This is a genomic window from Noviherbaspirillum album (assembly GCF_035916955.1).
GTDB lineage: Bacteria > Pseudomonadota > Gammaproteobacteria > Burkholderiales > Burkholderiaceae_D > Noviherbaspirillum > Noviherbaspirillum album.
In genome coordinates this window covers 25063-47668 of sequence record NZ_JAWIIV010000042.1, presented here as the reverse complement: position 1 = coordinate 47668, position 22606 = coordinate 25063, and the positions used below count along the sequence as shown (strand labels likewise).

The window sequence follows — 22606 nt, the reverse complement described above, 5'->3', positions numbered from 1 at the left end:
CGACCGGGCCGTGAAGGCCTTGCCACATCGTTACACCGTTCGTGTCCTCAAGAAAAACCTTAACTGAACGGCATTACCGCAATGCGGGGCTTTTTCATTGCAGGAGCTTGGGCTGCCGTGCGGTCTGGAGTTGCCTTATTTCTTGGCAGCGCGCGTCGTGGCTTTGGCTGCGGCGGCGGCAGGCTGCGTGAACTGGGTGACGGCCTGGTTCAGGTTGGTCTCGATCGTGTCGGCAGCCTGCTTGGCGGTCTTGTTGAACTGCTCATATCCGGCGCTGGCGTTGCCGATGGCGGACTTGAACAGGGCGACGGCGTTTTCCGAACCCGCCGGGGCGTTCTTTGTCACTTCATCGATCAGATCCAGCAGCTTGCGGCTGTTTTCTGCGATCTGCGCTTCGGCAGCCTTGCTGAATTCCGCCTGGACGCCGGACGCGATGCTGGCCAGCTGACGGCCGTAGGCCAATGCTTTTTCGGTATTCGGCTGAGTCTGCGCTTTTGCAAGCGCCAGCCACTCCTGGGGATCCTTCACCGTCAGCAGCTGCTTGACTGCGGCGCTGGACTCTTCGACCGAGGATTTGAAAGTGGTGAGATTGAGATCGACAACCTTTTCCAGGCTTTCGAAGCTTTTGCTGGTCAGGTTGGAAAATACGGCGAGCTGGGCTTCGACGCTGGCTTTGGAGGCTGCAGAAAATTGCTCGGGAATCGCAAACATGTTGGTCTCCTGGAAAGAAGTGCTTCGTTTGAAAGAAAAGACGCACTCGGATCAAATCATGTTTTGTGCGTCGCAACAATTCGCATTTTATGGATTTTTTTTGGCGAGTCAACAATTTTTGTTGCAAAGCACAAAATCCGGAAAATCCCTGAAAAATCAATTGCATTGGAGAATTGCCGACCGGTGCAGTCAGGCCGGCGGCGCATATGGAAATGACACGAATGCTAAACTCCCCGGATTCTTCCTGACTGCTGATGCAAAGCCCCGGTGAAAGCCTTCTATAGCGATCATTTCGTCCTTCCCCTTCCGCCCGGACATCGTTTCCCCATGCAGAAATACCGCTTGCTGCGCGAGGGCGTGGCGGCCGTGCTGCCGCATGTCGGTTTCGAAGAAGCGCCTTATACGACCGACGGCGTGCTGGCGCTGGCGCATCACCCAAGCTATATAGAGCGGGTGTCGCAAGGCCTGTTGTCGGACAAGGAGCAGAGGGCGATCGGATTTCCCTGGACGCCGCAGATGGTGGAGCGCTCGCGTCGATCTGCCGGCGCCACTATTTCCGCCTGCCGAGCAGCCTTCGATTCCGGCGTTGCCGTCAACCTGGCCGGTGGTACCCACCACGCCTATTCCGACCATGGGGAAGGCTTTTGCATTTTCAACGACGCCGCGATTGCGGCCAGGCTGATGCAGGCCGAACGGCGCGCGCGGCGTGTTGCGATCATCGATCTCGACGTCCACCAGGGCAACGGCACCGCATCGATACTCGCCAGAGACGACTCGGTATTCACCTTTTCCATCCATGGCAGGAACAATTATCCGTTTGCCAAGGAGGTGAGCGACCTCGACATAGCGCTGCCGGACGGCGTCGGCGACGAGGAATATCTTGCCAGCCTGGGCGAGGGCATCGACACGCTGTTTTCCCGTTTCGCGCCCGACCTGCTGATCTATCTTGCCGGCGCGGATCCGCATGAAGGCGACCGGCTCGGCAAGATGAAGCTCACCATGGCCGGGCTCGCTGCGCGCGACCGCATGGTGCTCGACAGCGCGCGGGAGCGTCGGCTGCCGGTTGCCATCGCGATGGCAGGCGGCTACGGCAAGAATATACAAGACACGGTGGCGGTACATCTCCAGACTATCGCCATTGCCTCCGCCTACGCGGAATTCACCGGCCATCAACAGACTGCACAATGAAAGCCATCACTCCGTCCGCCCCCGCAGCATCGGGCAGCAACAGCCCCATGCTCTCCGCCATGCCCTTCGTTTTCGTGCTGATCTGGAGTACCGGCTTCATCGTTGCCAAGTTCGGCCTGCCTTATGCGCAGCCGCTGAGCTTCCTGCTGCTGCGCTTTGTCGGCGTGCTGATCGTCTTGTTGCCGCTGGTGCTGCTGATGCGCGCGCCCTGGCCCGTCGGACGCATGCGGCATATTGCGCTTGCCGGCATACTGGTGCAGGCCGGGTATCTTGCGGGCGTATGGTGTGCGATCAAGGCCGGCATGCCAGCGGGACTGTCGGCGCTCATCGTCGGCATGCAGCCCATCCTGACGGCGTTTGCCGCGCCGCTGATCGGCGAAACGGTGCGCCGGCAGCAGTGGCTCGGCCTCTGCTTCGGCATTGCCGGCGTAGGCCTGGTCGTGGCCAACAAAATTTCGCTGACCGGACTGTCGTGGCAAAGCATCAGCCTGTGCATCTTCGCGTTGCTGTCGATTACGGTGGGCACGCTCTACCAGAAGCGCTATTGCGCCAATTTCGACCTGCGCACCGGCACCATCATCCAGTTTTCCGCTTCCATCGTGGTAGTGCTGCCCTTCGCCATCCTGTTCGAGCGCCTAGATCCGGGCTTCTCGTCGGTGCAGTGGACGCCGCAATTCATCGGCGCGCTGCTGTGGTCCATTCTGGCGCTGTCGATCGGCGCGATCTTCCTGTTGTTCGCATTGATAAGGAAAAGCGCGGCGACCCAGGTAACAAGCCTGCTGTACCTGACGCCGCCGACGACCGCCGTGATGGCCTGGCTTATGTTCGGGGAAGCCTTCAGCATGATCGGCATGCTGGGCATGCTGCTCGCGGTGATCGGGGTCGCCCTCGTGGTGAAACAGAAGGCGTAAAAACGCACGAGAAGGTGTGAAAAGGCATGAGACCGGCTTGGTCACGCAAGCCGGGACGCAGGAGGACGATTGGTTTACACTCCGCTTCGATTCAAAAAACGATGGAGACGCCGCCGATGCAGTCCATGCAGCAGAACAGCAAGCCTGAAAAACCAAGTCCCTTGTCCAGAAAGGATTTCCGGCATTTCCTGCCGATCACCACGCGCTGGATGGACAACGACGCCTACGGACACGTGAACAACGTGGTCTATTACAGCTGGTTCGATACGGTCGTGAACCAGTTCCTGATTACCCGAGGTGTGCTGGACCTTGAACACAGCCAGGTTATCGGACTGGTTATTGAAACGCAGTGCAATTACTTTGCTTCGGTCGCCTTTCCTGAGCAGGTCACGGCCGGGCTGCGGGTAAGCAAGCTGGGAAATTCCAGCGTGCGCTACGAAGTCGGCATTTTCCGGGGCGACGAAGAGCAGGCGTCCGCACAGGGGCACTTCGTGCATGTTTACGTGGACCGCACAAGCCGCAAGCCAACCGCCTTGCCCGACGATCTGCGCAACTTGCTGCGGACAGTTACCACTACGGCGGAATGATTTTTCATGCCTTGAAGACAATCCCGCTGCTGCTGCTGTTGACAAAATAATCATACCTGCGGGGATATTTCCCGTTATCAAGATTGCGAACGATCAAATCCTGATGAGAAAGTCGTTTAATACGCTGCGCTAAGGCCTTAATTTCCTTGCTGATTTTCACTATTTTGCTACCCTGCAAGATATAATTACGACTTGCAGAATCAGGGAGGAGTGCAGGATGGTTAAGTCCGCGCTTGGTATTTTCATTTCATTGCTTGCTTTTACCGTCACAACTCCCGCCGTCCATGCGCAGGGGCCGACTGCCGTAAAATCCAGCAAGAAGCAGGTGGCCAAGAAAGCTGTCTCAAAACCCGTCGTCAAGGCCAAGAAAGCCGTCGAACGCCGTTCCGAGAAGAAGCTTGTGAAGAGGACGTCCGCACGGCCCGCCAATGCTCTGGCCGCAAGTTCTGGAAAAGCTGGAAAGTCTGCAAAGTCTGCAAAGGGTGTAAGCAGTGTAAAGTCGGCAAGGAATGCCAAGGTCAGGCCGAATTCTGGTTACCAGCGCGTGGCATTCAGTCCATCGCCTGCGCCGGCAGCCCTGCCTCCAGTAATGACGGCCGGCGACATGGCGGGCCTGCACCTGACGCAGGATCCCCTGTCGCTTAAATCCAACGCGGCATTCGTTATTGATCAGATGACTTCGCAGGTCCTGTTCGAAAAGAATGCCTCCGTGCCGCTGCCCATTGCATCGCTCACCAAGCTGATGATGGCGCTGATCGTAGTCGAAGCGCGTCAGAACATGGATGAAATCCTCGAAGTCACGAGCGACGATATCGACCGTGAGAAGAACAGCAGTTCGCGCCTGCGCGTGGGATCCCACATGAGCCGCGCCAACATGCTGCACATCGCATTGATGAGTTCGGAAAACCGTGCCGCCTCCGCGCTCGGCCGCAATTATCCCGGCGGCCTGCCGGCGTTTGTTGGCGCCATGAATGCGAAGGCAAGGGCGCTCGGCATGAACGATACCCGCTATGTCGATTCCACCGGCCTGTCCAGCCACAACGTAGCAAGCGCCCGCGACCTGGCAAAGCTGGTCGTCGCTGCCTACCAGCACCCGGTGATCCGTCAATATTCCACCAACGAGCGGTATGCGGTCGACACCGGTACCGGCCATCAGCTGCAGTACATGAATTCCAACCGCCTCGTGATGAACTCGAATTGGGAAATCGGTCTGCAGAAGACCGGGTACATCTCCGAGGCCGGGCGCTGCCTGCTGATGCAGACGCGCATCGACGGCCGCCCGGTCGTCATGATATTCCTCGATTCCAAGGGCAAGGATTCGCGCCTGGCCGACGCCGGGCGGGTGCGAAAATGGCTGGAAACCAGCAAGCCTCAGAACCTGGTGCAGGCCGCGGCAAGGCAGGGATGATGCTTCCCGCGAACAATAATTGATTTATAGCAATTACGGCTGCTCTACCCAGGCAGCCGTTTTTATTGATCTATGTTACATTGGGGTTTCTTGGGACCAGCATATTTCTTTAATGAAATCAATGCATTGCAGAAATCGCATGCGGTGGTGGCCCTAGGTGAAAAAGCGAGAAGTTCGGCAGTTTCGTTCAACCTAAGCGAATGACAGCCACATTGCCGCGCGGCGCTGGAGATCCCAGTTGACGCAGACACGGCGAGGGTTGCCTTCGTTTTCAGATGTGTTCAGATACCGGTGTTTACTCCAAAGGTCTTATTAGTCAATGATGATCCCGCAAGCTTGCTGGCTTTGGCCAGTTTGCTGACGGACCGTGAGAATTACGAAGTCATCACGGCGCGCTCGGGCGAGGAAGCATTGCGCAAGGTATTGACCCACGATTTCGCCGTTATCCTCCTGGATGTCAGCATGCCCAGCATGGATGGATTTGAAGCTGCGGAAGCGATTCATTCCCACCCGCGTTCGGCAGCCGTGCCGATCATCTTCGTCACCGCGCATTACGCCGACGAAATGAACCGCCTGAAAGGATACCAGCGCGGCGCGGTCGATTATCTCTTCACGCCGATCATTCCCCAGATCCTGCAGTCGAAGGTCGCCGTTTTTGTCGAGCTTGCCAAGAAAAATCTTCAGTTGCAGCACCAGAAAATGGAGCTGGAAAAGCTTAACGAAGACCTGCAGGAGCAGCGCAAACAGGACTTGCAGCATATCAACGAGCGGCGCCAGGCAGAGGAAGCGCTCCGGCAGTCGCAGGAAGAGCTGCGGCAGCTGGCTAGTTACCAGGAGCGCATCAAGGAAGACGAGCGCAAGCGCATTGCCCGCGAAATTCACGACGAGCTCGGACAGAACCTGCTTGCCCTGCGCATCGACATCGCCATGCTGCATGCGCGCACCGGCGCTACTCATCCCAAGCTGAACAAGAAGGTGCATGGCGTGCTCGATCACATCGACAGCACGATGAAAGCCATGCGAGCCATCATCAACAACCTGCGGCCGACGGTTCTCGACCTCGGTCTCAATGCCGCCATCGAATGGCAGGTCAAGGAATTCCAGCGTCGCACTGGCATAGCCTGCGAGCTGACCATGCCGCCTACCGAACTGGTCATGGATGACGGGCGTGCCACGGCGCTTTTCCGCATTGTCCAGGAGTCGCTGAACAATGTGTTCCGTCATGCGCGCGCCACCAAGGCGAACATCGAGCTGGTTCTGACCGAGTCGCGCCTGCTCATGAAGATTGCCGACAATGGCGTCGGCATCTTCCCGGGATGCAGGCGCAAGGCCAACTCCTTCGGTCTGGTCGGCATCAAGGAGCGCGTCAGCACGCTGGGCGGTGAATTCGATATCCATACCGGGCAGGACATCGGCACCGCGCTCAGTGTTTCCATTCCCCTGGATGACGCTATCGGAACAACAAACGTCGGCATGGAAGGCAGTCTGCCCCCGATAATCTTCGATCGGCGGGCCAGCGATGCGCTTGACCTCAAGATCAGCCGCAAACGTACTCCCGCTCGCCGGAAAAAAGAATCCGACAACATCAACGAACTTACCTGATCCCGCGCTGTGCCCGGCCTTCGGTCGGGGTTGATATTCATCAAGTCTTCTTCGTCTAACGTCGCAACCGGGCGATACTGAATTGCTTCACGGCACTCTTTCGCCGAAAATACGGGGTTCCTTTCTTCTTGGAAATGCAGTGCCATTTCCAAGCCACGCCATGATCGTTGATTGCCGGTGTGGAAAGGATAATATGGTTCATGACAGGCGCCCTGCGGCGGCATATTGAGAGCGAACCTGCAACGGTTGTCGTTCTCATGCGCCGCACGCTTGCAACAACGGATTTTGATCAGAAGTGGGAGATCGTAGATGGACACCAGGACCAAGCTGACCGATGAACTGGATGCCAAGCTATTGCTTGGCGTCCTGACCGCGCTCAAAAAGGGAGATTTCTCCACGCGCATGCCGTCGGACTTGACCGGCTTGGCTGGCAAGGTAGCCGACACGCTGAACGACATCATGGAGACCAATGAGCAGCTGACGCGGGAAATCACCGAGGTCAGCCGCGTGGTCGGACGCGAAGGCCGGCTGACGCAGCGCGCTTCGCTCCCGAGTGTTGCCGGCGGCTGGGCGACCATCGTCAAGTCCGTCAATACACTGATCGACGATCTGGTGCATCCGACTACCGAGATGGCGCGCGTCATCGGCGCGGTGGCGAAAGGCGATCTTTCCCAGACCATGGCGCTCGATGTCGACGGACGCCCGCTCAAGGGACAGTTCCTGCGCGCCGCTTCCACGGCGAATACGATGGTGGATCAGCTTTCCTCGTTCGCATCGGAAGTCACGCGGGTGGCGCGGGAGGTCGGTACCGAAGGCAAGCTCGGCGGCCAGGCCAATGTGCCGGGTGTGGCGGGTACCTGGAAAGACTTGACCGACTCGGTGAACTCGATGGCGGGTAACCTGACATCGCAGGTGCGAAACATCGCCGACGTAACCACCGCGGTGGCAAACGGCGCCTTGTCCAAGAAGATTACGGTGGACGTGCGCGGCGAGATCCTGCAGCTGAAGGACACGATCAACACCATGGTGGACCAGCTGCGCTCCTTCGCATCCGAAGTGACGCGGGTGGCGCGAGAGGTCGGTACCGAAGGCAAGCTCGGCGGCCAGGCCTACGTGCCCGGCGTCGGCGGCACCTGGAAGGACTTGACCGACAACGTGAACTTCATGGCGTCGAACCTGACAGGCCAGGTGCGTAACATCGCGGAAGTGACGACGGCGGTGGCGAATGGCGACTTGTCGAAGAAAATTACGGTGGACGTCAAGGGCGAGATCCTGGAGCTGAAAGACACCATCAACGTGATGGTGGACCAGTTGTCCTCATTCGCATCCGAGGTGACGCGAGTGGCGCGGGAAGTGGGTACGGAAGGCAAGCTGGGCGGCCAGGCGAAGGTGCCAGGCGTCGCCGGTACCTGGAAGGATTTGACCGACTCGGTGAACTCGATGGCGGGTAACCTCACCGCGCAGGTGCGAAACATCGCCGACGTGACCACCGCGGTGGCCAACGGCGACTTGTCGAAAAAGATTACGGTGGACGTCAAGGGCGAGATCCTGGAACTTAAGAACACCATCAACGTGATGGTGGACCAGTTGAACTCCTTCGCATCCGAGGTGACGCGGGTGGCGCGGGAGGTCGGTACCGAAGGCAAACTGGGCGGCCAGGCCAACGTGCCGGGTGTGGCAGGCACCTGGAAAGACTTGACCGACTCGGTGAACTCGATGGCGGGTAACCTGACATCGCAGGTGCGAAACATCGCCGACGTAACCACCGCGGTGGCAAACGGCGACTTGTCCAAGAAGATTACCGTGGACGTGCGCGGCGAGATTTTCGAGTTGAAGAACACCATCAACGTGATGGTGGACCAGTTGAACTCCTTCGCATCCGAAGTGACCCGGGTAGCGCGTGAGGTGGGCACGGAAGGTAAATTGGGCGGCCAGGCGCAAGTGAAGGGCGTGGGCGGCACCTGGAAGGACTTGACCGACAACGTGAACTTCATGGCGTCGAATCTGACAGGCCAGGTGCGTAACATCGCGGAAGTGACGACGGCGGTTGCGCGCGGCGACTTGTCGAAAAAGATTACGGTGGACGTCAAGGGCGAGATCCTGGAACTCAAGAACACCATCAACGTGATGGTGGACCAGTTGTCCTCGTTCGCATCGGAAGTAACCCGCGTGGCGCGGGAGGTCGGTACCGAAGGCAAGCTGGGCGGCCAGGCCAATGTGCCGGGCGTGGCGGGTACCTGGAAAGACTTGACCGACTCGGTGAACTCGATGGCGGGTAACCTGACATCGCAGGTGCGAAACATCGCCGACGTGACCACCGCGGTGGCCAACGGCGACTTGTCCAAGAAGATTACCGTGGACGTGCGCGGCGAGATCCTGCAGCTGAAGGACACGATCAACACCATGGTGGACCAGCTGCGCTCCTTCGCATCCGAAGTGACGCGGGTGGCGCGGGAGGTCGGTACCGAAGGCAAGCGGGGCGGCCAGGCCAATGTGCCGGGCGTGGCGGGTACCTGGAAAGACTTGACCGACTCGGTGAACTCGATGGCGGGTAACCTGACATCGCAGGTGCGAAACATCGCCGACGTGACCACCGCGGTGGCCAACGGCGACTTGTCCAAGAAGATTACCGTGGACGTGCGCGGCGAGATCCTGCAGCTGAAGGACACGATCAACACCATGGTGGACCAGCTGCGCTCCTTCGCATCCGAAGTGACGCGGGTGGCGCGGGAGGTCGGTACCGAAGGCCGTCTCGGCGGCCAGGCGAACGTTCCCGGCGCATCCGGCACCTGGAAGGACTTGACCGACAACGTGAACTTCATGGCGTCGAACCTGACGGGCCAGGTGCGTAACATTGCGGAAGTGACGACGGCGGTTGCGCGCGGCGACTTGTCGAAAAAGATTACCGTGGACGTCAAGGGCGAGATCCTGGAACTCAAGAACACCATCAACGTGATGGTGGACCAGTTGTCCTCGTTCGCATCGGAAGTAACCCGCGTGGCGCGCGAAGTGGGTACCGAAGGCAAGCTCGGCGGACAGGCCCAGGTGGAAGGCGCGGCCGGTACCTGGAAGGACTTGACGGACAACGTGAACTTCATGGCGGCCAACCTGACTGCCCAGGTGCGCGGTATCGCCGGCGTGGTGACCGCGGTGGCGAACGGCGACCTGAAGAAGAAGCTGACCGTGGCGGCGCGGGGCGAGATCGCGGCGCTGGCCAATACCATCAACGAAATGACCGATACCCTCGCGGTGTTCGCCGATCAGGCAACCACCGTGGCGCGCGAGGTCGGCGTGGAAGGAAAACTCGGCGGCCAGGCCTCGGTGCCGGGCGCGGCGGGTACCTGGAAAGACTTGACCGAAAACGTCAACCAGCTCGCGGCCAACCTGACCACGCAGGTACGCGCGATCGCGGAAGTGGCGACCGCGGTGACGCGCGGCGACTTGTCGCGCTCGATCCAGGTGGAAGCGCGCGGCGAGGTGGCGGATCTCAAGGACAACATCAACGAGATGATCCGCAACCTGAAGGAAACCACGCAGAAGAACGCGCAGCAGGACTGGCTGAAAACCAACCTGGCGCGATTCACGCGCCTGCTGCAGGGTCAGCGCGACCTGACCGCGGTGACCACGCTCATCCTGTCCGAACTGGCTCCGCTGGTGTCTGCGCATCACGGTGTGTTCTACATGATGGACTCGCAGGACCAGGACGCGCGCCTGCGCATGATTGCCAGCTACGGCTACCGGTCCAATCGCAAGCTGCCGACTTCCTTCCTGCCCGGCGAAGGACTGGTCGGACAGTGCGCGCTCGAAAAGCAGCGCATCTGGCTGACCAACGTGCCGCGCGATTACATCCAGGTGTCGTCCGGCCTGGGCGCGGCGGCGCCGACCAACATCGTGGTCCTGCCCATCCTGTTCGAACAGCAGGTCAAGGCGGTCATCGAGATCGCGTCGCTGGACCGCTTCACCGAAACCCACCTCTGGTTCCTTGACCAGCTCATGGAATCCATCGGCGTCGTGTTGAACACGATCGAGGCGAACAGCCGTACCGAATCGCTGCTGACCCAGTCGCAGTCGCTGGCGCAGGAGCTGCAGCAAACCAACCTCGAACTGGCGGAAAAGGCGCGCCTGTTGTCGGAACAGAACATCGAGGTGGAACGCAAGAACCGCGAAGTGGAACAGGCGAAGCTTGCGCTCGAGGAGAAGGCGACCCAGCTTGCCTTGTCTTCCAAGTACAAGTCCGAGTTCCTTGCCAACATGTCGCATGAGCTGCGCACGCCCCTCAACAGCTTGCTCATTCTCGCGCAGCAGCTGTCCGACAACCCGGAAGGCAACCTCAGCTCACGCCAGGTCGAATTCGCGAAGACCATCTACGGCTCCGGCAGCGACCTGCTGACGCTGATCAACGACATTCTCGACCTGTCGAAGATCGAGTCAGGCACGGTTACGCTGGAACTCAGCGAGTATCGTTTCCGTACCCTGTCCGGCTATGTGGAGCGCACCTTCCGCCACATGGCGGAAGCGAAGCAGCTCAACTTCTCGGTCGATCTGGCGGACGACTTGCCGGTGGCGATGATGACCGACACCACCCGCCTGCAGCAGATTCTCAAGAACCTGCTTTCCAATGCCTTCAAATTCACTTCGCATGGACAGGTATCGCTGCGTATCGGCCGCGTGCTCTCGGGCTGGACGCCGGATCATCCGAACCTCAACCAGGCCGATGCCGTGCTGGCATTCTCGGTCACCGACACCGGCGTCGGCATTGCGTCGGACAAGCTGCAGCTGATCTTCGAAGCCTTCCAGCAGGCCGACGGCAGTACCGCGCGCCGCTACGGCGGAACCGGCCTCGGACTGTCCATCAGCCGCGAACTCGCTCGCCTGCTCGGCGGTGAAATCCGCGTGGAAAGCGTGGTCGGCGTCGGCAGTACATTCACGCTGTTCCTGCCGTATAACCGCTCCGGCTTCATCAGCCAGGAAACGCTGCAATCCACGTCGTCCATGGGCATGCTGCGCAGCAACACCATCTATCTCAATTCGAATGTCAGCGATGTGCAAGAACTGCATCCGTCGCAGATCAGCACCGATGCACCGGCCCTGCCGTACGAGAGCACCTCGGACGACCGCGCGCTGATCGCCCCCGGCGATCCTTCCGTGCTCATTGTGGAGGACGATTCCCGTTTTGCCGGCATCCTGCTCGACTTCGCCCGTGAAAAGAATTTCAAGGGCATCGTCACGCACCAGGGCGATTCCGCCTTGACGCTGGCGCGCGATTACCTGCCGGCGGCGATCCTGCTCGACATCGATTTGCCGGACATCGACGGCTTCACGGTGCTCGACCGTCTCAAGCGCGATCCGGGCACGCGCCACATTCCCGTGCATGTGATGACCAACCTCAAGGAACGCGAACGGGTACTGCGCCAGGGCGCCATTTCTTACCTTCACAAACCGGTCAGCCGCGAACGCCTGCAGGAAGAATTCATCCGCATCCAGCAATTCCTCATCCGCGGCAAGCGCAGCCTGCTGGTGGTGGAAGACGATCCGATGCAGCGCAACATGATCGTCGACCTGATCGGCGCCAATGACGTGCATATCGTCGCGGTCAGCTCCGGCAAGGAAGCGATGGAAGCGCTGCATGCCAGCCAGTTCGACTGCATGGTGCTCGACCTGTCGCTGCCGGATATCAACGGCATGGAACTGCTCGACCGGATCGGCGACGATGCCAGCCTGCGCAACCTGCCGGTGGTGATCTATACCGCGAAGGAGCTGAGCCGCAAGGAAGTCACGCATCTCAAGCGCATCGCCAAGACCATCGTCGTGAAGGATGCGCGTTCACCCGAGCGCCTGCTCGATGAAACCGCATTGTTCCTGCATCGTTCGCCGACCAGCCTGCCGGAAACCCAGCGCCGCATGCTGGCAGACATCCATCAGGCGGACGGCGGCCTGATCGGCCGCAAGGTGCTGATCGTCGATGACGACCTGCGCAACATCTTCGCGCTGAGCTCGGTACTGGAGCGGCAGCAGATGAAAGTCCTGTTCGCCGAAAATGGTAAGGACGGCATTGAAGTGCTGGAGAAGGATCCGACCATCGAAATCGTGCTGATGGACATCATGATGCCGGAAATGGATGGCTACGACACCATGCGCGCGATCCGTTCGATCCCGCGCTTCAAGTCGCTGCCCATCATCACGCTGACGGCGAAAGCGATGAAGGGCGACCGCGACAAGTGCCTGGCGGCCGGCGCTTCGGATTACATCACCAAGCCGGTGGATGTGGCGCAGCTGTTATCGCTGATGCGTGTCTGGCTGCACCAGTAGATCGAGCCATAGACCTTGGAACTGTCCATGCCGACCATGCAGACCGTTGAAGACCTGGAAATCGACCTTCTCCTTGAAGGCGTTTTCAGGTACTTCGGCCATGACTTCCGGGGTTACCAGCGCGACTCGGTAAGAAGGAAATTGCACGCTTTCATGCGCAGCCGGGAGCTGCGCACGGTATCCGCACTGCAGGAGCGGACATTGCACGAACCGGAGGTGGGCGCTGCCTTGCTGCGCGCGCTCAGCCTGCGTCCCGGCGCGCTGTTCGACGATCCGGCCTACTTCCAGCTCCTGCGGCGGACCATGGTGCCATGGCTGCGCTCATTTCCGTCGCCGCGCATCTGGCTTGCGGAATGCGCGAGCGCGGAAGACGTCTATGGCATGGCGATTTTGCTTGCCGAGGAAAAGCTGCTCGACCGTACGCAGATTTTTGCAACTGCGGAAAACGATGTCCTGCTGGCGGAAGCCAGCGAGGGCGGGTTCGCCTCCGAGCATTTCGAGAGTTATGAGCGCAACTACCGGGAAAGCGGCGGCATGGCGGACCTGGATGCGTACTGCGCCCGGCAGGGAGAACGCGCCGTCTTCAGCGAACACCTCCGCAGCAACATCGTCTGGGCGCAATACAGCCTCGCGACCGACGCGTCGTTCAATGAGTTCCAGATGATCATCTGCCGCCGCGCGATGCCGGACTTCGGAGCCTACCTGAAGCGGCGCACACTGCAATTGTTCTATGAAAGCATGCCGGTGTTCGGCATGCTCAGCGTCGACCGCGGCGACGGCCTCGATACGGCACCTTTCGTATCGCGCTATAAGCCGATATCAAGCGAACTCGGACTGTACCGCAGGGTGGCATGATCGAATGACACCCCGGAGACGGAATGGAAACGGAATGGAAACGGAATGACTGCCGCCTCCATCCAGTGAGCTTCTCTCAGGCCGCTGCGCCTTGTGGTACATGGCCGAGCACGGAGGAAATCTCGCCGGCCGTGCCGACCAGGTCTTCCACCCATTCATCCTGCAAGCGATCCGCGGGCGCGGAAATCGACAGGCCGGCAATCAGTTTTCCGGAATCGTCGTAAATGCCTGCCGCCATGCAGCGTACACCCAGTTCCAGCTCTTCATTATCGCGCGCATAGCCGCGCGCCCGGACCAGGCTGAGCTCGCGTTCCAGTTTGGTCAGATCGGTAATGGAATTTTTGTTGTGTCCGGCCAGGCCGGTACGGGTGGCATAGGCGCGTACCTGTTTCGGATCGTCGGCCGACAGGAACAGCTTGCCCGTGGATGTGAGATGCAGAGGTGCCCGGCCGCCAATTGCGCGAACCACCTGCATGCCGGAACGTTCGGAGAAGGAGCGGTCGATGTAGACGATCTCATCGCCTTGTCGCACCGACAGATTGATCGTTTGCTGAGTACGCCGATGCAGCGCGCGCATGTATTCCAGCGAAGCCTCGCGCACATTGAGCCGGCTCTTGACGATATTGCCCAGTTCCAGCAGGCGCATGCCCAGTCGGTAGGATCCGGCTTCCGCACGGTCGACGAAGCGCTTGAGGACCAGGTCGTTCAAAATGCGGTGCGCCGTGGAAGGATGCAGGCCGGTCATGGTCGACAGTTCCTTCAGGCTGACAGGATCGGGGTATTGCGCGAGAGCATCCAGCAGTGAAATCATGCGTTCGATCACCTGGATCGAGGTCTGGCTGGTTTCAGTTGCCTGTTCGGGTTTCATAATGTGGTTGGTGCGTTGCAATAAACACGTTATATCACATCGTGAAAAAATGAAAAAGGCTCTTTCTTACATTCGGACGGTTCCCCTAGCGCATATCAAGCTTTCTCCATCGAGGGCATTTCACGCGATGACGGCACCTCGTACCGTCCGCACTGCCGGGCGCGGCATATCGACTGCCGTATGTTTTGCGTGTAGTCTTCGAGACGCCGTCGGCAAATGATGACGGCAAGCAAGCGTGGAGAACTCGGGATTTACCTAAGGCAATGACGGAAAACAAAACATCATTCAGCGAATTCAAGAGCAAGAGCGGCTTGAAGCGCATCATGTCGGCTGCCTCCTATTCGATGCAAGGTTTCAAGGCGGCTTGGCGCAACGAGCACGCATTCCGCCAGGAACTGGCGGTCGTCGTTCCGGCAATGCTGCTCGCATTATTCCTGCCTCTTCCCGCGGTGCACCGGCTTGCGCTGGTTGCCGTGCTGATCAACCTGCTCATTGTCGAATTGCTCAACTCCGCGATCGAAACCGTCGTCGACCGGATTTCCCTTGAGCGGCATCCATTATCCAAGGTCGCCAAGGACGTCGGAAGCGCGGCGGTATTTCTCGCGCTGCTGCTCGCCGCGGCAACCTGGATCGTCATCCTGCTGCCGCTGGCGAGAGCATTTTTCACGGCATAGAAGCCGCTCCGATCAAGCGGGAAGATTGCGCTCGATCCATTGCGCGAACGACTGCAGGAATTTTTGCATGAATTCACGCGACGAGTCGTTCGTGAAATCTCCCGCATCGCCCACGATATTGCCGGCATTGCCGATATAGGCTTCCGGCTGCTGCATGACCGGCACGTTCAGAAACACCAGCGACTGGCGCAGGTGATGGTTGGCGCCGAAGCCGCCCATGGCGCCTTGGGACAGGCTCACGACTGCGCCAGGCTTGCCATTCCAGGCACTCTGCCCGTATGGGCGTGAGGCGGTGTCGATGGCATTCTTGAGCGATCCCGGAACGGATCGGTTGTATTCCGGCGTGATGAACAGCACCGCATCGGCATTCTGGATTTGTGCCTTGAAATCGCGCGCCGCCTGCGGCGGATCGGTATCGTTATCCTGGTTGTAAAGGGGGAGGCTGCCGATTTCCACAATACTCAGGGACAGGGAGGGCGGCGCGATGCCGCTCAGCGCGAGTGCCAGCTTGCGGCTGATCGAATCCTCGCGGAGGCTGCCGATGACGACGGCCACGTTTCTTGTTTGACTCATGTTGCTCCTTGCAATATGGAATAAGGGGCCTATTGTCGCCTCTCCCGGCGATGTCTGCACAAGCGTACCTCTGTCCCCGGTTCGCGGCCTGGCCTTCGGAGCACCGCCTTCGTTCTTGTGCAAAATTGAAGACGACGCATGCAGTCAATGCAAGCCTGGGAAAAGGCTTGGAATTGCATCAAGGCGCTGTTTGCACATGAACAAGCGTTCGGCGTTATCATTCGCGCAGAACCTGCCAAGAATCGTCCCTAAGCTTGTTCAGGGGAGCCATGGCAAATCTCCATGCTGGCCACATAAAGATGTACGTCGGCTAGAGTGGGCGGCAGCGGCCGCATTGCGCACAATTTTCCGCCAAGAACAACATGAACAGAAAAGGATCTGCCATGCATCGTCATCAAACAGGAAGCGTTTCTGAAGATTTCGGGAAACTCATTTTGCGAGTTACGCTCGCGCTGCTCATCCTTCTGCACGGCGTGGCCAAGATCATGAACGGCGTCAGCGGCATCGAAGGCATGGTGACCAAGATCGGCTTGCCGCCGGTTTTCGCCTACATGGTCTACGTCGGGGAAGTGATCGCGCCGCTGCTGGTACTGGTCGGCCTCATGACGAGGCCGGCAGCGTTGATCATTGCGGTCAACATGGTATTCGCCGTCGTGCTGGCGCACATGCAGGATCTCTTCAGCATTACCAAGACCGGCGGCTGGGCTCTGGAGCTGCAGGCCATGTTCCTGGTTGCCGCGCTTGCGGTCGCCTTCCTTGGCGCAGGCCGATACAGCATCGGCGGGCAGAGCGGACGCTGGAATTAAACTCCTGCTAGTCTTCATGCCATGAGAAGGGAAGCCGGCATGGCCGCGGCGGCTGCCGGCCGCATCCATGCTGCGCCATAGAGACCAGGCGTTTCAGCAATCCAGGGGAAATTCATGAACAACTCCACGCTCACATCGTTTGCCGCGGCAACTCCGCCGGTACAAGCTACCCTGATCACCACGGATGCCGCCGGCCTGCAGGCTGGAGAGATCCAGATACCCGCCGGCGACCGCGACATTCCCGCCTACTGGGCGGCGCCCGAAGGAAACGGTCCGCATCCGGTCATCCTGGTGGTGCAGGAAATTTTCGGCGTTCACGAGCATATCAAGGATGTCGTCCGCCGCTTCGCCAAGCTTGGCTATCTTGCGATCGCTCCGGACCTGTATGTACGGCAGGGCGATGTCTCGGGACTGGAGAGCATCGACGAGATCCGCAAGATCGTTTTCACCGTTCCCGATCAGCAGGTCATGGCTGACCTCGACGCCAGCCTCGACTGGGCGCAGCAGCATGGCGGCGATGTAAGCCGCGCCGGCGTGACGGGCTTCTGCTGGGGCGGACGCATTACCTGGCTCTATGCGGCGCACCAGCCGAAACTGAAAGCAGGCGTCGCCTGGTACGGCAAGCTGGTCGGCGATTCCACTTCGCTGATGCCGCAGCATCCGGTGCAGCTTGCTTCACGGCTGAAGGCGCCGGTGCTCGGGCTGTATGGCGGACAGGATCAGGGCATTCCTCTGGAAACGGTCGAACAGATGCGCGCGGCGCTGGCACAGGCCGGCGATTCATCGAGCCTTCATGTCTATCCCGATGCACCGCATGCGTTCTATGCCGATTACCGACCATCCTACAGAAAAGAAGCGGCCGAAGACGGCTGGCGGCGCATGCTGGACTGGTTCAGGCAGCACGGCGTCTGAAAGATTCGGCGATGCGGCCTGGCAACAGGCTCGCATGGCCTGTCCGCACCGGCAGCGACAAACTGTCATTCGATGGCAGGCGAGCCCATAATCATAATATTTACACTGCCGTTTAAGAAATACCAATCCCATGTTATGAAATGACTTTAGATTGGTATAAGGTTCGAGCAAAGCTCATGCGGGACTTATGCATCGCAGCCGTGGCTTGAAATAATGCAAGACTCCTGCACCCCTTCTACACATTCCTATACCCGGGATTCGCCTTCACAAACATGAAAGCTTGTCAATTGGTCAGGCCTATAGGCCAATCCGGCCTGGGAAGGAATCGTCATCGAGCGGTATGGTCCCACGGCCAAAAGATCGCCAATTTTTAACATTCATTAAGCATCGTTCAGCATTTTAACCATGCTTTCCTTAAAGCATAACTTGCAGATGCCTCTTTAAGAACCGCCACTGAACCTCGTTCGCGTGTAAGTATGCTGGCACGTTCCACTTTCTTATGTTCGAATCCTTCTTTCCATTGCTCGTGCAATCAACAAGCCGAAGCAGGTTTAAGTACGCCAGGAAATTGTGCAAATGCGGAAAAGCGGACGGGCTGGCGCTTATATGCACCGCATGCGTGCAAGCCTTCTCATTTTTTATTTTTAATCAATCCGGTAACACGATCTGCGTCTAATGTGTAAATTTAAGGAGACAGCAAATTACCGGAACGCCATGCGAGCCAGTCTGCTCATTCTCCCTACCTGTTGAACTCCCTTAACCTCATTCTTAAAAGGAGAGCATTCGATAAAGACAATCGGATCTCATGACACAGTCACGTCTGAATAGAATCATCCCGCCAATAATATAAGGAGACATTCTGATGGGTAATAGAAGAGCGGTGTTCCGTGTAGTCGCCATGTCCTTGGCCATCGCGCTGACCGGCTGCGCAATGCCGGGCAAAACCTCCAAGCAAATCTTATCAACCGACAAGATCTACCCCGCCATCGGTCCGTATTCCCAGATGACGTCTCACGGCGGGTTGATCTTTCTTTCCGGGGTGATCCCTCTGAACAAGGCCGGCAATGCCGTCCAGGGAACCACCGTCGAAGAACAAACCAGGCTGGTCCTCGACTATATCGGCGAGAAGCTGAAATCCCAGGGCTTGTCCTACGACGATGTCCTGATGAGCACCGTGTACATGAAAAACCTGAACGACTTCGCGGTGATGAACAAGATCTACGGGGAGTATTTCAAGACCAATGCACCGGCCCGGGCCACCGTCGAGGTCGCGCGATTGCCGCGTGACGTGCTGATAGAAATTGCAGTTGTTGCCGGACGCCGTTAACCACAAATTAATGCAGGAGACAGAACCATGAGCAAAGATGTTGTCACTGAAGATTCAGGAAACGCGATTGCCGGATCGTCCTACGGGGATACCCGGCATTGGACGCCGAGTCGCCGCGATTTCCTGCGCATGCTGGGCGCCGGCGCTGCGGTCGCGGCGGCGAGTCCGCTGAGCGCGTTCGCCAATAACACTTCCGCAGTGGCTCTGCGCAGCCGTCTGTTGCAGGACGACCGCTTCTGGGCCAGCATCAACAGCATGTTCGTGCTCGACCCCAACCGCACATTCATGAACATCGGCACGGCGGGATCCATGCCGAAAATCTCGCTCGATATCTTCGACGAGGAGAACCGCACCAAGGCCAGGAACTCCGGCAGCGGCTACACCAACCTGCTCGCGGATCGCACCAAGGTCGCTCCCGGCTTCGGCGTCGATCCGGACGAGCTTGCATTCTCGGCCAACACCTCCTCGGGCATGTGCCATGCGATTCTCGGCCTGGACTGGAAGGCCGGCGACGTGGTGGTCACCACCAATCACGAGCACCCGGGAGGCGACGTGCCACTCCGGATCGCCGAGCATCGTTACGGCATCGAAGTTTCGCGTGTGCCCATGCCGGTAGGAAATGACCAGACCGCCGAGACCTATGTAAACCTGTTCCAGCAGCGCATCAACCAGCTCAGGGCCAGCGGCAAGCGCGTCAAGGCCATGATGTGGTCTTCGCCGACGTACAAGACGGGAACCATGCTGCCGATTGCCGAACTGATGGAAGTGGCAAAGCAGAACGAGCTGATCAGCATCGTCGATGGCGCGCACCTGCCCGGCATGATGGCCTATGACTATGCCAAGCTAGGAATGGATTTCATGTCCGGGGCAGGGCACAAGTGGCAATGCGGACCGGGTTCCACGGGCATCCTTGTGGTACGCAACAAGATCCGCGCATCCAATCCGCTGCCGCTGCCAAAATGGTATCCGATCCACACCAGCAGCTATCCGACCACGCCCCCGGTGCGCACCACCACAGGCACGGCAACATACGACATCGGCAGCATCATCACCAGCTGCGGCAGCCTGCATACGCCGATGTTCTCCGCGCTGGTGAAGGCTTGCGAAATGTGGGACCAGATCGGCCGCAAGAAGATCGAAACCTATGATCTGACCCTCAGCCAATACCTGAAGGAAAAGATTGCGGAGCGCTGGGGCGTGGAACGTCTGTATTCGCCCAAGGATGATCCGAGGCTGGTCTCGGCCATCACTTCTTTCAACCCGTTCCATAACGCGATCGATGTGCTGAACTCGACCAAATCAGGCACCTTCGTTTCAAGGATGCTGTCCGACTACAACCGCGGATTCGTCATCCGCAACGTCAATGTACCCGTCATCAATTCGCAGGCGGATCACTGGCCGGTGCGGATATCGACGCACCTGTGGCATAACGCGTCGGATGTCGACCGGCTCGTCGATGCCATGTGGGACCTGTCGAAGAAGCTGGCCTGATTTTCGAGCCAGGGCGGGATTGCGTTTTCGAACGCGGTCCCGCCGAAGACCATGGGCCTTCGCGCGCAGCGTCCGTCGCAAGGACGCTGCCTTCCTCCGCAATCCTAGCTAGCGCGTATCGACCCCGGGCAATCCCTTGAGCCGTCGATAGCTGCGCCAATTCCCCCAGCCGGGCCGGTTGACCAAGCCCGTGCTCCCGATCCTTCAGCCCCGGGCACTTCATTAAGAGAAAATCAATGGAGCGCCGCGAGCACGACAAGCTGAGCTTACAGGCGAGTCCGCACTCCAGTCATCGCAGGGTTCCAATGAACAATTTCCATGGGGAGATGGTCGAACCCCATGCACTGCTGCGCGAAGCGCGTGTGCGTCCGTGATTCCCGGCGCCGCGCTTCGCATGCCGACCAAAGCGCAACTCCAGCGCACTCACAGATTGACAGTATGACACCAGGTAGTACCGACTCCTTGCAGCGCGCGCCCGACGCGCCTTCACTGCCCGACACGCCGTTACGCTTCATCCTGCACTTCGTCGCCCGCTACCGCTGGGCATACCTTGCGCTGGTCCTGTTCGAAACCGGGCATTCAGTCTGCGGCATCATGATTCCGTATGCGCTCAATTTCATCGTCAAAGGCGTGGCCGGCGCGAGCGGACATTCCATGGACATGGTCGATGCGATGCGCGGTCCGCTGCTATTGTTCATTGCCTTTTCGGCAGGCGAGCTGCTGTTCGGACGCATGGCGGGCGGTATCCATATCCGCCTCGGCCCCCGCCAGCGCCAGAACGTCACGCGTTCGGTGTATCACTACCTGCAATATCATTCGCATCGCTACTTCAGCAACAATTTCGCCGGCGCGCTGGCTCACCGCATCAGCGAAACCGCGATGGGCGTGACCCAGACGCTGTGGTCCGTCATTACCGAATTCTGGCCGGTCGCCATCGTATTCGGAGTCTCCATCGTGCTGCTTTTCCAGGCGCATGTGGAGCTGGGCCTGTTCGTCGGCGCATGGTCCTTCTTCTTCATCGCGATTTCCTATGCGCTGGCGCGGCGCTGCCAGCCGCATGCGCTGGGCGCTGCGGCGGCACGCAGCGAGACGACCGGCAAGCTGGTCGACTCCGTCACCAATCTGACCAGCGCCCGGCTGTTTGCGCGGCTCGATCACGAGCGGGGGCTGCTGGCCCAGGCGCAGACGCATGAGCTGCGCGCGGTGCGCAAATCCAACGGTTACAACGAGCGCGTCCGCTGGTTCCAGTTCACCGCTGCCGCGCTGCTCAAGGTCGGCGTGCTGTACTACGCGCTGACGCTCTGGGGAAAAGGCGAGATCGGCGTCGGCGATTTCGTGATGGCGGTCAGCCTGTCGCTCCTCATCATCAATGAAGCGCGCAACCTGAGCCGGCGCTTCCTCGAATTCTTCGAGTATCTTGGAAACGTGGCCAACGGCGTGCAGACCATCGTGCGTTCGCATGAACTTGTCGACAGGCCCGTTGCGGTTTCGCCCGCCATCCAGCGCGGCGAGATCGAGTTCCGCGACCTGGAGTTCGGCTACCATGCCGAACGGAAGGTATTCGACAAGCTCAACGTGCGCATTCCCGCCGGCCAGCGGGTCGGGCTGGTGGGCTTTTCCGGGTCCGGCAAGTCCAGCTTCGTCAGCCTCATCCTGCGCCTGTACGATGCGCAGCGCGGCGGCATACTTATCGACGGCGTCGACGTGCGCGAGATGCGGCAGGATGCGCTCCATGCGCAGCTCAGCCTGATTCCCCAGGACCCAAGCCTGTTCCATCGCAGCCTGATGGACAATATCCGCTATGGCAGGCTGGACGCGAGCGATGACGAAGTGATCGACGCGGCGAAAAAAGCGCATGCGCATGACTTCATCATGCAGATCCGGGAGCAGTACCAGTCCATGGTAGGCGAACGCGGCGTCAAGCTGTCGGGCGGCCAGCGGCAGCGGATCGCAATTGCGCGGGTGATCCTGAAGAATGCACCCATCCTCATCCTGGACGAGGCCACGTCCAGCCTCGACACTGTTACGGAAAAGGCCATCCAGGACACGCTCGATGAAGTCATGCTCGGCAAGACGGTGCTCGTGGTGGCTCACCGGCTATCGACCATCGCGCATCTCGACCGCATACTCGTCTTCGACAACGGCCGCATCATTGAAGACGGCAGCCATGCGGAGTTGCTGGCCAGGCGCGGCGCTTACCATCGGCTTTGGCACAAGCAGTCGGGAGGCTTCCTGCCGGAGCGTCCGTTTGCCGATGGAGATCCGATGTCCGAAGCGAGTCCGCCTGGATTCGGCGAAGACAGTCGAGGCAAGAAGCCGGCGGTCGAACCGGCGGGCTAGGTCTCATCCGTTCAGCATCAATTGCAGCCGCCTCCGGCGCACAA

General features: G+C 59.3%; 18 protein-coding genes. 14 read left to right on the top strand and 4 right to left on the bottom strand.

From position 1 onward, the window contains the following. Positions 1 to 135: 135 nt before the first annotated feature. Positions 136 to 711 (bottom strand): TIGR01841 family phasin, encoded by a 576-nt coding sequence (phaP, locus tag RY831_RS28330; RefSeq protein ID WP_326509690.1) that lies wholly within the window; start codon positions 709 to 711, stop codon positions 136 to 138. Between phaP and RY831_RS28325 the strand changes: the two genes are divergently transcribed. From RY831_RS28325 to RY831_RS28310, 4 genes are all read left to right on the top strand, one after another. Beyond that, positions 710 to 982 (top strand): hypothetical protein, encoded by a 273-nt coding sequence (locus RY831_RS28325; RefSeq protein WP_326509689.1) that lies wholly within the window; start codon positions 710 to 712, stop codon positions 980 to 982. The two genes, phaP and RY831_RS28325, sit on opposite strands and share 2 nt — an antisense overlap. Beyond that, positions 979 to 1899: a histone deacetylase family protein gene (locus RY831_RS28320; protein WP_326509688.1), complete on the top strand. Its 921-nt coding sequence runs from the start codon at positions 979 to 981 to the stop codon at positions 1897 to 1899. The genes RY831_RS28325 and RY831_RS28320 overlap by 4 nt, the downstream gene beginning before the upstream one ends. Beyond that, entirely contained in the window at positions 1896 to 2810 is a 915-nt protein-coding gene (locus tag RY831_RS28315) for a DMT family transporter (RefSeq protein WP_326509687.1), read from the top strand. Before RY831_RS28320 ends, RY831_RS28315 begins: the two co-directional genes overlap by 4 nt. Positions 2811 to 2926: 116 nt before the next feature. Continuing rightward, positions 2927 to 3397 (top strand): acyl-CoA thioesterase, encoded by a 471-nt coding sequence (locus tag RY831_RS28310; RefSeq protein WP_326509686.1) that lies wholly within the window; start codon positions 2927 to 2929, stop codon positions 3395 to 3397. Between the two features lie 4 nt (positions 3398 to 3401). Here the strand turns inward: RY831_RS28310 and RY831_RS28305 are convergent, their stop codons facing one another. Then, entirely contained in the window at positions 3402 to 3557 is a 156-nt protein-coding gene (locus RY831_RS28305; RefSeq protein WP_326509685.1) for a hypothetical protein, read from the bottom strand. Positions 3558 to 3614: 57 nt separating this feature from the next. Here RY831_RS28305 and pbpG point away from each other — a divergent pair, with 57 nt between their 5' ends. The 4 genes from pbpG to RY831_RS28285 all read left to right on the top strand — a co-directional run bounded on the left by pbpG (position 3615) and on the right by RY831_RS28285 (position 13571). Beyond that, the gene (pbpG, locus tag RY831_RS28300; RefSeq protein ID WP_326509684.1) at positions 3615 to 4805 is read left to right on the top strand and encodes a D-alanyl-D-alanine endopeptidase; all 1191 of its coding nucleotides are present in this window, start codon (positions 3615 to 3617) and stop codon (positions 4803 to 4805) included. 354 nt (positions 4806 to 5159) lie between these two features. Next, positions 5160 to 6407, top strand: a complete 1248-nt coding sequence (locus RY831_RS28295) for an ATP-binding response regulator (RefSeq protein WP_437126334.1) — start codon at positions 5160 to 5162, stop codon at positions 6405 to 6407. A 309-nt stretch (positions 6408 to 6716) separates the two neighbouring features. Beyond that, a complete protein-coding gene (locus RY831_RS28290) occupies positions 6717 to 12716 on the top strand; it encodes a HAMP domain-containing protein (protein WP_326509682.1) in 6000 nt (1999 codons plus the stop codon). 27 nt (positions 12717 to 12743) lie between these two features. Beyond that, positions 12744 to 13571: a CheR family methyltransferase gene (locus tag RY831_RS28285; RefSeq protein ID WP_326509681.1), complete on the top strand. Its 828-nt coding sequence runs from the start codon at positions 12744 to 12746 to the stop codon at positions 13569 to 13571. Positions 13572 to 13647: 76 nt separating this feature from the next. Here the strand turns inward: RY831_RS28285 and RY831_RS28280 are convergent, their stop codons facing one another. After that, positions 13648 to 14439, bottom strand: coding sequence for an IclR family transcriptional regulator (locus RY831_RS28280; protein ID WP_326509680.1), 792 nt, complete (start codon positions 14437 to 14439; stop codon positions 13648 to 13650). Between the two features lie 263 nt (positions 14440 to 14702). Here RY831_RS28280 and RY831_RS28275 point away from each other — a divergent pair, with 263 nt between their 5' ends. Beyond that, a complete protein-coding gene (locus RY831_RS28275; protein WP_326509679.1) occupies positions 14703 to 15113 on the top strand; it encodes a diacylglycerol kinase in 411 nt (136 codons plus the stop codon). 12 nt (positions 15114 to 15125) lie between these two features. Here RY831_RS28275 and RY831_RS28270 read toward each other — a convergent pair whose 3' ends face one another. Continuing rightward, on the bottom strand, positions 15126 to 15686 hold the full coding sequence (locus tag RY831_RS28270; RefSeq protein WP_326509678.1) for an NADPH-dependent FMN reductase: 561 nt from the start codon (positions 15684 to 15686) through the stop codon (positions 15126 to 15128). 383 nt (positions 15687 to 16069) lie between these two features. Here RY831_RS28270 and RY831_RS28265 point away from each other — a divergent pair, with 383 nt between their 5' ends. The 5 genes from RY831_RS28265 (at position 16070) to RY831_RS28245 (ending at position 22562) form a co-directional block, all read left to right on the top strand. Beyond that, positions 16070 to 16492 (top strand): DoxX family protein, encoded by a 423-nt coding sequence (locus tag RY831_RS28265; protein ID WP_326509677.1) that lies wholly within the window; start codon positions 16070 to 16072, stop codon positions 16490 to 16492. Between the two features lie 114 nt (positions 16493 to 16606). Further along, positions 16607 to 17404 carry a dienelactone hydrolase family protein gene (locus RY831_RS28260; RefSeq protein ID WP_326509676.1) on the top strand — a complete coding sequence of 266 codons (798 nt, stop codon included), beginning with the start codon at positions 16607 to 16609 and terminating at the stop codon, positions 17402 to 17404. A gap of 862 nt (positions 17405 to 18266) precedes the next feature. Further along, the gene (locus RY831_RS28255; RefSeq protein WP_326509675.1) at positions 18267 to 18731 is read left to right on the top strand and encodes a Rid family detoxifying hydrolase; all 465 of its coding nucleotides are present in this window, start codon (positions 18267 to 18269) and stop codon (positions 18729 to 18731) included. A gap of 6 nt (positions 18732 to 18737) precedes the next feature. Further along, entirely contained in the window at positions 18738 to 20222 is a 1485-nt protein-coding gene (locus tag RY831_RS28250; RefSeq protein ID WP_437126336.1) for an aminotransferase class V-fold PLP-dependent enzyme, read from the top strand. A gap of 438 nt (positions 20223 to 20660) precedes the next feature. Further along, positions 20661 to 22562, top strand: a complete 1902-nt coding sequence (locus RY831_RS28245) for an ABC transporter ATP-binding protein (protein WP_326509673.1) — start codon at positions 20661 to 20663, stop codon at positions 22560 to 22562. Positions 22563 to 22606 lie beyond the last annotated feature (44 nt).

What these genes read in the sequence shown, in the direction of transcription:
- RY831_RS28285 (WP_326509681.1), top strand. Translation starts at nt 12,744, where the DNA reads ATGCCGACCATGCAGACCGTTGAAGACCTGGAAATCGACCTTCTCCTT.
- phaP (WP_326509690.1), bottom strand. Translation starts at nt 711, where the DNA reads ATGTTTGCGATTCCCGAGCAATTTTCTGCAGCCTCCAAAGCCAGCGTC.
- RY831_RS28275 (WP_326509679.1), top strand. Translation starts at nt 14,703, where the DNA reads ATGACGGAAAACAAAACATCATTCAGCGAATTCAAGAGCAAGAGCGGC.
- RY831_RS28255 (WP_326509675.1), top strand. Translation starts at nt 18,267, where the DNA reads ATGGGTAATAGAAGAGCGGTGTTCCGTGTAGTCGCCATGTCCTTGGCC.
- RY831_RS28315 (WP_326509687.1), top strand. Translation starts at nt 1,896, where the DNA reads ATGAAAGCCATCACTCCGTCCGCCCCCGCAGCATCGGGCAGCAACAGC.
- RY831_RS28265 (WP_326509677.1), top strand. Translation starts at nt 16,070, where the DNA reads ATGCATCGTCATCAAACAGGAAGCGTTTCTGAAGATTTCGGGAAACTC.
- RY831_RS28290 (WP_326509682.1), top strand. Translation starts at nt 6,717, where the DNA reads ATGGACACCAGGACCAAGCTGACCGATGAACTGGATGCCAAGCTATTG.
- RY831_RS28310 (WP_326509686.1), top strand. Translation starts at nt 2,927, where the DNA reads ATGCAGTCCATGCAGCAGAACAGCAAGCCTGAAAAACCAAGTCCCTTG.
- RY831_RS28270 (WP_326509678.1), bottom strand. Translation starts at nt 15,686, where the DNA reads ATGAGTCAAACAAGAAACGTGGCCGTCGTCATCGGCAGCCTCCGCGAG.
- RY831_RS28245 (WP_326509673.1), top strand. Translation starts at nt 20,661, where the DNA reads ATGACACCAGGTAGTACCGACTCCTTGCAGCGCGCGCCCGACGCGCCT.
- RY831_RS28325 (WP_326509689.1), top strand. Translation starts at nt 710, where the DNA reads ATGTTGGTCTCCTGGAAAGAAGTGCTTCGTTTGAAAGAAAAGACGCAC.
- RY831_RS28260 (WP_326509676.1), top strand. Translation starts at nt 16,607, where the DNA reads ATGAACAACTCCACGCTCACATCGTTTGCCGCGGCAACTCCGCCGGTA.
- RY831_RS28280 (WP_326509680.1), bottom strand. Translation starts at nt 14,439, where the DNA reads ATGAAACCCGAACAGGCAACTGAAACCAGCCAGACCTCGATCCAGGTG.
- pbpG (WP_326509684.1), top strand. Translation starts at nt 3,615, where the DNA reads ATGGTTAAGTCCGCGCTTGGTATTTTCATTTCATTGCTTGCTTTTACC.